Here is a 12,558-nt window from a genome sequence, read left to right on the forward strand (position 1 = left end):
TATTATTCATTTTTAAGTGAATAATATGCTAGATTTCTTTTTTTTGCGTAGTTATATGCAAAGTAGCAATTAGTATATTAAATAAATATATATTCTTATTTAATATACTGGAATATAATTTATGCAGGGGGCATAATATAGTATGGAAAATCAGGGGATTATGCAGCAGAATAATTTAAGCTTAATACTTTGCGAATTAAAGAAAAAAGAATTATTTCCTTTATTTGAAGAAGCAAGAGTACATTCAATTGCACGAAGATCTGTTGTATTGCGGTATAAGCGCGGCGAGAGGTTGATGTTTAGCAGCAATAAAAAGCAAAGAGTCTTTTTTTTGACACAGGGAATAATTAACATAAATGTATATAGTTGCAATGGAGAGGCTGTTGGATCATTCTTTTTGGGGAAGAATGAGTTTTTACCATTTTCGATGATTTTGAAAAATACTTTAAAAAATTTTAATATGGTAGCCTGTACGGATATAACAATTGTGGCAATGACGAAAAACACCTTTGAGGAATTGGTGCATAACAATAGTGCAATCGAACATTTTTTGGATAACAAAAAAAGTAATATTGTAGCCGATTTTTTAAAATGTAATATGATAAATTCTTATGTTCAACCCCAGATGAGAGTTATTTTGATGTTACAGCACATGAGTGAAAAATTTGGGGTGGTAGATGAGTCTTTTGAATATGTTGTTCCTAGATGGTTAACGCAGACTAAACTTGCTAGACTTGCTGGAACTACAAGGGAGACTGTTGGAAAAACCTATAGAATGTTGCGTAAGGAAAATTCATTAGCTGGAACAGTTGGAAAAGAGAGACTTACATATTCTTTTTCTAGCAAATATAAAGACTACTTATAATTTAGTATAAGATTCGAAGTGATACGTTTTTTTTGCTATAATGGAGCCAAAATGAATGTACGAGGTTGATCAGCATGAAAAAAGAAATTAGGCAAGCTAAGATTGAACAATTAATCACGCAAAATGATATTGGAACCCAAGAAGAATTGATGGATATTCTGGCTCAAGATGGTATCAAGGCTACACAAGCAACTATTTCGAGAGACATAAGAGAAATGAGAATTATTAAGGAACAAAATGGAAACGGCAGGATTCATTATACTATTTTTAAGGGAAGTTCACCTTCTGAAGAAGAAAAAATGTATGCTGCAATTTCTGAATCAGTGACGGATGTCACATTAGTACAAACAATGAACGTTGTGCATACGTTGCCTAGAAACGCAAATGTTTTATCTGCAATTATTGATGATCTCGGAAAAAAAGAGGTTGTTGGAACGATTGCTGGATATGATACTATTTTGGTTATTAGCAAGAACGAGGAGGATGCTAGGGGGATAAATGATTTATTCACTAAATATTTGAAAATAGGAAGCTCACAAAAATAAAGCAGTTTTTAAATGTTTTTAACTCTTTTGTCTTAAAAATGAGCATTATTTACAAGTATGATAAAATTATAAAATACTTGTAAAAGGATTGGATTAAAACAATGAAAAATGGTTCTTTTTTAGAAAGTTTGTTGAGTAAAATAAAATATTTCTTCAAAAAAATGAATGAATGGTTAAAGAAGAAAGCTCGTCGATACCAGTTAATTCGCTGGATAATCATAGTTTGCTTGACATTATTTTTGATAATGAGTATTTATTTGGTCTTTATTGCCAAGACTGCGAATGTTGGTAATTTGAAAGATGAGTTGCAACAAACAACAGAAATATATGATCATTCAGGGAATAAAGCTGGATATTTGTATTCTCAGAAGGGAACCTGGGAGGATATTGATAATATCTCATCGAATATTACTGATGCTGTTTTGTCAACTGAAGATCGTAATTTTTATCATGAGTATGGTTTTTCATTCAAGGGTATCGGGCGAGCATCATTATTATTATTAAAAAATAAGATATTAGGCAGAAATTATATTAGTGGTGGAGGCAGCACACTTACACAACAATTAGTAAAAAATGCGTTTCTATCACAAGAACAGACATTTTCTCGTAAAGCAAAAGAAATTTTTATTTCAATGCAGGTTGAGAATGAGTATAGCAAAAAAGAAATTTTAGAAATGTATTTAAATAGTGCGTATTTTGGAAATGGTGTCTGGGGCGTGCAGGATGCTGCAGAAAAGTATTTTGGTGTTTCAGCAAAAAATGTGACTGTAGCGCAAGCTGCCACTTTGGCAGGAATGCTCACTAATCCGACAAAGTATAATCCAATTGATAATTTAACAAATGCAACCGAACGGCGAAATGTTGTTCTTGGGTTAATGGTGGAAAATAATAAAATTACACAAACGCAAGCAAATCAATATCAGAAGCTCGCAATGACTGTTAGTGATAATTATCAATATGAATCTGGTTATAAGTATCCATACTACTTTGATGCAGTAATTAGTGAGGCAATTAGCAAGTATGGATTGAGTGAAACTGAAATCATGAATGGTGGATATAAAATCTATACTTCATTGAATCAGACGTATCAGACAAAAATGCAAAGTAGTTTTGCTAATTCAGCTCTGTTTCCATATAATGCAAGTGATGGTACCAAGGCGCAGGGTTCTTCAATCGCACTTAATCCGAATACTGGAGGAGTATTGGCACTTGTTGGCGGTAGAGAGGGAACCCATGTTTTTCGTGGATATAACAGGGCAACACAGCTAATTCGTTCACCGGGTTCTACAATCAAGCCGATTGCGGTATATACAACGGCATTGGAATCGGGGTACCATTATGATTCGATATTAAAAGACAAACTACGATCTTATGGAACTAATAAATATACTCCGCATAATATTGATAATGATTATGCAGGTAATATTATGATGTATAAGGCTCTTGCGGAAAGTAGAAATGCTGCAACAGTTTGGCTGTTAAACAAGATAGGTGTTCAGAACGGATATAAAATGGTAAAAAAATTTGGTTTGGATGTTTCCAAAAGTGATGATAATTTAAGTCTAGCATTGGGTGGACTAACCAAAGGTGTGTCTCCATATCAGATGGCTGAAGCGTACACAACATTTGCCAATGGTGGTGTAAAGACTTCACCATATTTAATTACCAAGATAGTTGATGCCTCCGGTAAAACAATAGCAAAAAACAAAATGTCTTCAAAGCGGGTAATCAGTAAGAAGACGTCAAATGAAATGACAAGTATGTTGATTGATGTATTTAATGATGGAACTGGGGTAAATGCCAAACCTGATGGATACACAATTGCCGGTAAAACTGGAACTACGAAGGCAGATTCTGGAACAGCTACTAGTGATAAGGATCATTGGTATATTGGATATACCCCAGATGTTGTTGTCGCAACATGGGTTGGGTTTGATTCATCAAAGTACAGTCTTGATAATGAAGGTACTCGTGGTGGATCTGCGTTATTTAAGAACGAGATGGAAAATATTTTACCATACACCGCCAAAACGTCATTTACAGTCAAGAGTGCGGCGGTTAGACTCGCAAATTCAAAGAGTAGCAGCTCTAGTTCTGCAAATAGCATCTGGAATGGTTTGAAAGATGCGGGAAATAGTGTTTCGAAATCAGCTAGCAGTCTAAAAGAAAAAGCTAGCGGACTATTTAGTGAGGGAAAAGAAAAAATTCAACAATGGTTTGGAAATTAACTTATTAAAATATGGAGTTCTTATGAACTAAAATGGTACAATTAGCATGGTTATTAATAAAGGAGGCTATACTGTGGTCAACATATATGATTCAGCAAACCAATTAGAACAAGATTTAAGAAGTACACAAGAATACAAGGATTTAAAAACTGCATATGATGCGGTTAAAGCAGACGAGAGTGCTTATCAACAATTCAAAGAATTCCAAAAAGCTCAAATTGATTTTCAAAATAAGCAGATGCAAGGAAGCACGAAAGAAACTGATCTTGATAATATTAAGGAATTAGGAGCACAAGTTGAAAAAGTCAAAGTAATTATGAATTTGATGAATAAAGAAAGAGCACTAGCACAATTAATTGATGAAATCAATCAAATCATGTTCAAACCAGTAAGCGAGTTATATCAAGGGTAGAGGTTCCTTGAAAAGAGCATGACATGAGACGGCAAAGCTTAAATATTAATTTGGAATTACGAACAATAATGTTTTTGCTGTGGGTAATTTGAAGTTAGACGGAGAATTTTGACTTATGGAACACGTTTACACGGAATAAATAGAGAGCTTTTGATCCCAACCACTTGGACTTGTCCTCAATGCCATACACAGCTAGATAGAGATGTAAATGCAAGTAAAAATATATTAAAACTTGGTTTGGGCTAAACCATAGTAAATAGAGTAAACCGCTGTCGAATACTGAAATGTATGAGATAAGTTATGCTTGTTCCTAGAAGCTCGGTACTTTAGTGCCGACGTAAGTCACATGTAATCAGTGATGAGGGGCTAGGACAAAATATAACTTTTGACCCAACCCTTTTTATTTGTTCGAAATAAGAGGTGATTAACTTGAAATTTATTCATTGTGCTGACTTACATCTTGGTAGTTCTTTTGAAGGATTAAATGGGATTAATGATTCACAACTGAAAATCTTGGCAGCTTCTGGAATAAACGCACTCACAAAGATGATTGAGGTAGCTATAACAGAAAAAGTTGATTTTATATTATTTGCAGGTGATATTTTCGATGGTCACCAAATTAATTTATCCTTACAACTTAAACTTAAAACCCTTTTTGAAGAACTACGGAGACATGATATTTATGTATTTATGGCATTTGGAAATCATGATTTTCAAGATTTAGATAAAGTTAATTTTTATTTTCCAGAAAATGTTTATATTTTCCCAAATCAAGTAACAACAAAGAAGATAGTAATTGCAAATGACGAAATTGCTGTAACTGGCTTCAGCTATGGCGAGCGCTGGGTAAAAAATAAGGTTGTAAACTATCCTAGACATCTTGATGTGAAGTGGCACATAGGAATGCTACATGGTGCTGCAATAGAGGATGATAGCTTACAAAATTATGCACCATTTCAACTAAGTGAGCTGTTAAGCAAAAATTATGATTACTGGGCTCTAGGACATATCCATCATCGACAGATACTCAATGAAAAGCCACCCATCCTTTATGCTGGTTCACTTCAAGGGAGAAATAGCAAAGAAACTGGGACAAAAGGCTTTTACATAGTTGAAGCAAGAAATGGGCAACTTTGTCCAGAATTTAGAGAAATTGCGGGGCTTGAATGGTTAAATATAGATAAACATATTTTACAGGTACAAAGATATGCAAATATAGAAACAGAGCTAGCACAAGAAATAGAGCATAAAGTAAGTAGAATTAAGAAACTAGTAGTAGTTAGTATTAATCTAAAGATAGATACTAAGAATAAAGAATTATTGACCAATCTTCAAAATGAATATCTTTTGCGTACTTTAAGAAGGGGTACAAGCCAAGGAGTTTTTATTCGAAAAATAAATTATAATATAGGTTCTGTTGTCGAGCCTATTCGATTGGACCAAAGTGCTTTAGAAAAAGCCAAAGATAGCGTATTTAGGAAAGAAGCAGTCGATGATTTGCTAGGTAAGTTAAAAGAATTTGAATTTATTGACGATCATTTCAAAGATGAAGATGTAATCAAGGAAATTTTTGAAAAAGCAAAGTTAAATTTGATTGAGGATGTTGATGGCTATGAAGATTTTGGAAGCTAATATTTACGGATATGGGCACTTTGTTGATCGTCATTTTGATATTGCAAATAATTTCCAAGTTATTACTGGTGAAAATGAGTCTGGTAAATCTACCTTCAAGTCGTTTATTAGTTCAATTTTATTTGGATTTCCAACTAAACGTGAAAAAGGAGAGAATTATACACCTAAAAAGGGAAGTATCTATGGTGGCAACTTAGTAATTTTGCAGCAGGGGCAAAATTACTTAATTGAACGTGTTAGTAATGATAAGGGTAATATTTTATCAATAATAAATAAAAAAAATGGCGAAAAGGTTCCAGAAGGTTTATTAACAAAATGGCTATCAGAAATTGATAAACAGCTATTTAATGATATTTATGCTGTAAATCAAACTGGGTTACATGCAATATTAGACTTAAAACCTGAGGAAATTGAGAAGAACTTTTATAGTATCGCAACCAGTGGCAGCCAAGAAGTTTTTGAGATACAAAAAAGAGTTATGAAAGCAGCTGGACAGTTGTATAAGCCTAATGGTAGAGTTCCAAGGCTTAATGTAATGCTGAAGGAGTATGGCAAGCAGGAAAAAGACCTACAGCATTTAATTAATAGAATGGATGATTCTAAGAACCTTGAGGAAAAAATTGAGGAGTTAAAAGAACAAAATACTGCATTTTTGCAAGAAAAAAGGCAATTTGAACAGAAGCTATTGGAACTGCAGCAGTTAAGTGCTGCATGGAACTCATATCAAGAGCTGCTTAGTACCTCACAAAAGATTTCAGATGATAAGGTGAAGGTTACGTTAGCAACGTTTGACAAGATACAACTTCAAAATAATAAAATCAGCGCAATTGAAGAAAATCTCAGCAGCTTAGAAAAACAAATGACACATATAAAATTACAATTAGAAGAAAAAGATTTTACTAATTTGGATTTCTATTTACAAAATAAAGTAAACTTTGATAAATTATTTACATTGCTGAATTCTTCAGAAGATCAGCCTAAGCAACAAGCGACAAATAATATCGAGGTATTAAGTAGACGCAATAAAGGTTCAAAAAAGAGTGAAGTTAGTATGGTATTTCTCGGTATACTTGGAATATCTATTTTAGTATTATTTTTTGTTTCTAATATGGTGCTAAAAAGCATTGGATTAGTAGGAATTGTTGCTGGTATATACGGTTTTAGCAAAACAAACAAAAAAAATTATAATGTCACGGTCGAGCCAGTTTCGAAGCATGTTAACTTTGATTTCTGCAAAGAAGAATTGGGACTTTCTGATGATTACGCTGATAATTTGAAGCGAATCTTTAGCTTTCAAATTCAAATGAAAAAACAGCAAAGTTGTAAGGATGAGTATGAATCAAAAAAAAGGTTTTTAAGTCAAGAGCGAAGTGATAAGCTATCTAATTTAAGGCAAGAACAAATTCAATTTGATACTCAGCTTGAAAAACTCGGGTTCGATAGTTTTGTAAGTTTAAGAGATACATATTTTCAACAGCAGGATCAAATTGAAACAGAAAGTAAGCTGCACGGCTTAAGGTCACAACTTTCAAGTAATATTATTAAAAAATTAGCGAATTATTCAAGTAGGAATGAGATTGAAGAAAGAAGAGTTCATGTCAGCGATGAATTTGATCTGCGAAAAGCTGAAGCCGAGAAGAATCTTGAGCAAATAATAAGTTATAAAATTCAATTGAAAAAGATTGGAGATTCAAGTGAGATAGCTATTTTAAGGCAAGAAGCAGCCAATCAAAGAGCGCAAATTAATACAAAAATTGAAGAGTGGCTGGCGCTATCTCTCACTGATAGATGGTTGGAAAATTATCTAAGCAAGTTATCAAAACACAGATTACCACAGGTTGTTGAGCTTGCCACTTATTTTTTTGAGAGATTAACTAGAGGCCATTTTACTAGTATTATTTTAGAAGAAAATCAGTTCTCTTTGAAAACGGTTGATAATCAAAACTTTAAGGTTGTGGAGCTATCAAGGGCAACGGCAGAACAATTATATTTATCTTTGCGGTTAGCATTTGTAGTTACGTTTAACAAGAAGATTGGGTTACCAATTATAATAGATGACGGATTTGTAAATTTTGATAGAAATCGTAAAGTCCAAATTATTGATTTATTGTCAGAAATAAGTAATGAAACACAAATATTATGTTTTACAGTCGATATTTCTGTTCTATGTGATAAGGTAAGTAACAAAGGAATCTTGGTTATTTAGAAGATAAAGGGGCGGATTAAATTTGAGTCAAAAAAAAATATATGACTACGCGGTAGATGAAAGCATAGAATTATTCATGTTAGTAAAGTCTGCAGATGTTAGAATTGCAAAGAATGGTAATAAATTTATTGCGTTTATGTTTGCCGACAGTTCAGGTGAAATAAGTGCAAAGTTCTGGGATGCATCTGATGATGATGTTACCTCATTTGTACCAGGGAAAATAGTTTTTGTTAAAGGTAAGCGAGAAGTCTATCAAGGGAATCCTCAGGTCAAGATATTCAAGATGCGATTGGCAACTGAGCAAGAGCCAAACGATGCCAATGCGTTTGTAAAAAAAGCTCCTATTCCTGTGGATGAGATGGCAGATGAATTTAATGCAGCACTTTTTGAAATTACTAATGCGAATTGGAATCGGATAGTAAGGTACCTCCTAACTGAATATCACAATCAATTTTACAGTTATCCTGCAGCCAAAAAAAATCACCATGCATTTGCTGGGGGACTTGCTTTTCATACGTTATCAATGTTGCGTTTAGCACATGCAGTTGTTAAGGAATACGAGGATATCAATGCGCCATTATTGTATGCAGGTGCAATTTTGCACGATTTGGGCAAGGTGATTGAATTATCTGGTCCAATAGCAACACAATATACTATAGCAGGTAATTTACTGGGGCATATTGTGCTTATTGATGAACAAATTGTCAAAGCAGCAGATAAGTTGAAAATTGATCTTGAGAGCGAAGATATGATTCTGCTACGGCACATGATATTATCACATCACGGTTTGTTGGAATATGGATCACCGGTGCGACCGCATATTTTGGAAGCCGAAGTATTGCATCAAATTGATCAACTGGATGCCTCTATTCAGATGTTAAGGGGAACGCTTGAGCATACTGAACCTGGAACATTTTCTGAGAGAATTTTTGGGATGGATGGAAGAAACTTTTATCGTGCTACTGAAGATAAAGATTGATTAGTTAAGTGGTATACTTCACAACATAAAAGCAGTAAAAGTCTAAGCTCCTTTTACTACCAATAATGAGCAAATCTGATCCTGCATAGAATTTACAGTATAGAATCTGTTCTACAATATCTATTGCTGGCAATAGATTATCATATCTGAAACCTATTAATAGGAAAAAGTATACAGCCTAAAAGTCTTACTCTTGTTTGAGTGGGACCTATTTTTGCGGTATAAAATCCTCACTTAAAGAAATAAAATATTGTTTTGTAATACACGCGTTATAGTTTTGGTAAAATAAAAAAGTTTCAAAAGCTGATGCACAAATAGTGCACATATAGCTCTTGAAACTCTTTAAATTAGCATCTTTTATGCCCTCGGCAGGAGTCGAACCTGTACTTGGAAACCCAAACAGCGACCTGAACGCTGCGCGTCTGCCAATTCCGCCACGAGGGCAATGAATGATAACACCTAATTATTATACAACAGACTTATATTAAATAAAAGAGAAAAAACGAAACACTTGCATACTATTCAAATAACATTTAAAATTAAGTGAAGAAAGCGTAATCACTTACATGTCGAAGTTTAAGATTGCTTAATGAATAGATAGTCAGAGTAAAAAGTTATAATATAATGTTATAATAACGTGGGAAGTAAGGGGTGATCTCAATGGAACAAAAATATCGTAGTATTCTAGTTCCCGTTGATGGGTCAAAAAATGCAGAGAAGGCATTGAAGAAAGCGATTGAAATAGCTAAAAGAAATAATGGACGAATCGAAGTCTTGAACGTGATTGATACAAAACAATTTACGAACAACTTTGGTGGAATTATTAGTATGTCAGGCGACATTATTTATTCTACTTTTGAAGCAGTACAGCAATATCTTGAAAAATTAAAAGAAAGTATTGTGCAGGAAGAAAGTTTTGCTAATGTTGGTGTTCATGCAAGATTTGGTTCTCCAAGAGTTGTGATTGCTCGTGACTTTGTAGAAGATTATCCAATTGATTTAATCATCTTGGGGAAAACAGGAATGTCAGCGGTTGGCCGAATATTCGTGGGTTCTGTGACAGATGGTGTTGTCAGGACTGCAAAGTGTGATGTATTGGTTGTAGGCTGAAAGCGAGGTAATGATGATGTCAACATTAGAAATGATTGCTTTAGTTAGTTTAATATTACTAATGGCGTATAACATTAGGCTGGGTCTAGTGGTCAAGAAACTGCGTGATAAGTTGAGTAAGGGTAAAGAGATTGAACTTACGGAATCTACTAATAAAGAAATTGTTGATGCGATAAAGGCAAGAAAAAAATGGACAGTCTTGAGCCAATGCTTATTTTGGATATCGATTGTTATGATGTTATATGGGTCAATGGGACTATTGATTTATTTTCTAGATTTGTATACTATTGCAGTGATTTATATAAATCTGGTAAATCGGAAGGTCTTTACAGAACTTATAAAGTTGTAAATTTAGGGTAAGTAAGGAAAATAAAGCTGGGGTGATTTTCTTAACCTTGGCTTTTTTTCTGAAATAAATTATGTTTGAGAGATGTTTTAGAGTTAGGCATTAAAAGGATAAGATGAATTGAGGAATGGTAGATGGGAAATTTTACAAAATATAGTAGGGTTCTAGTTAAAAGTTCGATATCGTTTGTTATTTTATTGGTACTAGCGCAATTAATTATTCCAATTAGTTGGAAGTTACTGCTGGATTATTATTTAATCAGTAACTTTTTATTACTAAATCCCTTTAATATAATGAATATAGGACTAAAGGGAGAAGCTCAGGTTGTTGATGATACTATGAGCCGGACAAAAAGAACAGTTAAGGAAACAGAAGAAATAGAGGGAACAGAGGCAGCAGAGCAAATGTTGCAAAGGTCAAAGAGAAAAACGGTCAAAGAAAATGATACACGAGATATTTTATTAAATTCCTTTTTGAGTTTTATGAAACATTGTTTTTTACTAATTGCGGCGCCAATAATTTTTATGCAAAAGTTGTTGATTGATAGCTAAGTGAAATTGTTTTTTTCTGTATTAATAAAAATAAGTGTAAAAGAAATAGACTTATTTTTATTAAGTTTTAATGAGTTGTTTCTAAGTAAAAATTAGTTTACTGGTTGACTTCTCTAATATTCTTGATATAATTTTAGTATTTATTAATTTATTGGAGGAGTTTTAATGGGAAAATTTTTAAAAAGATTGCTTTTAAAAGAAGATCCAAAAGTTTATCAAGTTAAGGATGCGCATTTATCTCGAGTGTTGACTGTTAAAGATTTTTTAGCGTTGGGTGTCGGGACAATTGTTTCAACCTCAATATTCACTCTTCCTGGTGTGGTTGCAGCTACACATGCAGGTCCAGCTGTCGTTATTTCTTTTTTATTAGCAGCTGTTGTTGCAGGGCTTGTGGCCTTTGCATACGCTGAGATGGCTTCTGTCATGCCGTTTGCCGGTTCTGCATATTCATGGATAAATGTTATTTTTGGTGAATTTTTTGCATGGATTGCAGGATGGGCACTCTTGGCGGAATATTTCATTGCTGTTGCTTTTGTGGCATCTGGAATCTCAGCAAATTTTCGCGGATTAGTAGAACCACTTGGTGTTAATTTTCCAAAACAGCTCGCAAATGCCTTTGGTACCGAGGGTGGAATTATTGATTTAGTAGCAATGGTTGTGGTTTTGCTAGTTGCTATTTTATTATCAAGGGGTATTTCAGGAGTAGCTCGTGTTGAGAATATTTTGGTTATCCTTAAAGTATTAGCCATTATTTTATTTGTAATCGTCGGAATGACTGCTTTGCATAAAGCTAATTATTTTCCTTTTGTCCCTAAATATCATCAAAATGCAGATGGTTCTGCTTTTGGAGGATGGCAAGGGATATATGCCGGAATTTCAGCGATTTTTCTTTCATATATCGGTTTTGATTCAATTGCTGCAAATTCGGCTGAGGCGAAGGATCCGCAAAAAACGATGCCACGTGGAATTTTAGGATCGCTTTTAATTGCTGTTGTATTATTCGTGGTTGTGTCACTAGTAATTGTGGGCATGTTTAAGTATACTAACTATGCTAATAACGCTGAACCAATCGGTTGGGCTCTTCGACAAAGTGGGCATCCGATTGTGGCAACCGTAGTACAAACAATTGCTGTTGTTGGGATGTTTACAGCTTTAATTGGGATGATGCTGGCAGGATCACGGTTGATTTATTCATTTGGTAGGGATGGAATGCTTCCAAAGTGGTTAGGAAAACTAAATAAGGATAAATTACCAAATAATGTAACGCTTACACTTGCAACAATTGGTATCATAATTGGTGCATTGTTTCCATTTGCATTTTTGGCGCAATTGATCTCTGCAGGCACATTGATTGCCTTTATGTTCGTTGCCGTTGGAATTTATGCGTTGCGTGCGCGTGAAGGTAAAGATTTGCCAAAACCTAGCTTTAAAATGCCATTCTATCCAGTATTGCCAGCACTAGCCTTTCTTGGCGCTTTTGGCGTTTTTTGGGGGTTAGGTAATGATGCTAAGTTGTATGCCTTATTGTGGTTCCTTATTGGATTAATAATCTATTTTGCATATGGAATTAGGAATTCGTATTTAGGAAAGAAAAGTAAAGAAAAGTAAAGAAAAGTAAAGAAAAAATATAATAAACAATCTAAGATTAGTTCTGGTATTAATTGGTGAAAATCAGTTAATATCA

12 protein-coding genes and 1 tRNA gene are annotated in these 12,558 nt (G+C 33.9%); 12 read left to right on the top strand and 1 reads right to left on the bottom strand.

Annotated elements, in window-relative coordinates; genetic code table 11:
* The first annotated feature begins 142 nt into the window (after positions 1–142).
* The 8 genes from ABF682_RS03510 to ABF682_RS03545 all read left to right on the top strand — a co-directional run bounded on the left by ABF682_RS03510 (position 143) and on the right by ABF682_RS03545 (position 8,867).
* Positions 143–865, top strand: coding sequence for a Crp/Fnr family transcriptional regulator (locus ABF682_RS03510; RefSeq protein WP_415619021.1), 723 nt, complete (start codon positions 143–145; stop codon positions 863–865).
* A 74-nt stretch (positions 866–939) separates the two neighbouring features.
* Complete coding sequence (gene argR, locus ABF682_RS03515; protein ID WP_289978028.1) at positions 940–1,410, top strand: arginine repressor; 471 nt, start codon at positions 940–942, stop codon at positions 1,408–1,410.
* Positions 1,411–1,511: 101 nt separating this feature from the next.
* Positions 1,512–3,638, top strand: a complete 2,127-nt coding sequence (locus tag ABF682_RS03520) for a PBP1A family penicillin-binding protein (protein WP_415619022.1) — start codon at positions 1,512–1,514, stop codon at positions 3,636–3,638.
* 73 nt (positions 3,639–3,711) lie between these two features.
* Positions 3,712–4,050: a YlbF family regulator gene (locus ABF682_RS03525; protein ID WP_415619023.1), complete on the top strand. Its 339-nt coding sequence runs from the start codon at positions 3,712–3,714 to the stop codon at positions 4,048–4,050.
* Between the two features lie 150 nt (positions 4,051–4,200).
* On the top strand, positions 4,201–4,296 hold the full coding sequence (locus tag ABF682_RS03530; protein WP_354669247.1) for a zinc ribbon domain-containing protein: 96 nt from the start codon (positions 4,201–4,203) through the stop codon (positions 4,294–4,296).
* Between the two features lie 174 nt (positions 4,297–4,470).
* The gene (locus ABF682_RS03535; protein ID WP_289978036.1) at positions 4,471–5,682 is read left to right on the top strand and encodes a metallophosphoesterase family protein; all 1,212 of its coding nucleotides are present in this window, start codon (positions 4,471–4,473) and stop codon (positions 5,680–5,682) included.
* Positions 5,657–7,888 carry an ATP-binding protein gene (locus ABF682_RS03540; RefSeq protein ID WP_415619024.1) on the top strand — a complete coding sequence of 744 codons (2,232 nt, stop codon included), beginning with the start codon at positions 5,657–5,659 and terminating at the stop codon, positions 7,886–7,888. Before ABF682_RS03535 ends, ABF682_RS03540 begins: the two co-directional genes overlap by 26 nt.
* 22 nt (positions 7,889–7,910) lie before the next feature.
* On the top strand, positions 7,911–8,867 hold the full coding sequence (locus ABF682_RS03545; RefSeq protein ID WP_415619025.1) for a 3'-5' exoribonuclease YhaM family protein: 957 nt from the start codon (positions 7,911–7,913) through the stop codon (positions 8,865–8,867).
* Positions 8,868–9,227: 360 nt separating this feature from the next.
* On the opposite strand, the gene ABF682_RS03550 is transcribed toward ABF682_RS03545, so the two are convergent.
* Positions 9,228–9,311, bottom strand: a tRNA-Leu gene (locus ABF682_RS03550).
* 216 nt (positions 9,312–9,527) lie between these two features.
* Here ABF682_RS03550 and ABF682_RS03555 point away from each other — a divergent pair.
* The 4 genes from ABF682_RS03555 (at position 9,528) to ABF682_RS03570 (ending at position 12,482) form a co-directional block, all read left to right on the top strand.
* Complete coding sequence (locus ABF682_RS03555) at positions 9,528–9,977, top strand: universal stress protein (protein ID WP_289978046.1); 450 nt, start codon at positions 9,528–9,530, stop codon at positions 9,975–9,977.
* A gap of 16 nt (positions 9,978–9,993) precedes the next feature.
* The gene (locus ABF682_RS03560) at positions 9,994–10,326 is read left to right on the top strand and encodes a hypothetical protein (RefSeq protein WP_289978049.1); all 333 of its coding nucleotides are present in this window, start codon (positions 9,994–9,996) and stop codon (positions 10,324–10,326) included.
* Positions 10,327–10,457: 131 nt separating this feature from the next.
* Complete coding sequence (locus ABF682_RS03565; protein ID WP_415619026.1) at positions 10,458–10,874, top strand: hypothetical protein; 417 nt, start codon at positions 10,458–10,460, stop codon at positions 10,872–10,874.
* A 165-nt stretch (positions 10,875–11,039) separates the two neighbouring features.
* Entirely contained in the window at positions 11,040–12,482 is a 1,443-nt protein-coding gene (locus ABF682_RS03570; RefSeq protein ID WP_415619027.1) for an APC family permease, read from the top strand.
* Positions 12,483–12,558 lie beyond the last annotated feature (76 nt).

Origin of the sequence: Liquorilactobacillus sp. (assembly GCF_047719775.1) — a bacterium.
In the GTDB taxonomy this organism is placed as follows: domain Bacteria; phylum Bacillota; class Bacilli; order Lactobacillales; family Lactobacillaceae; genus Liquorilactobacillus.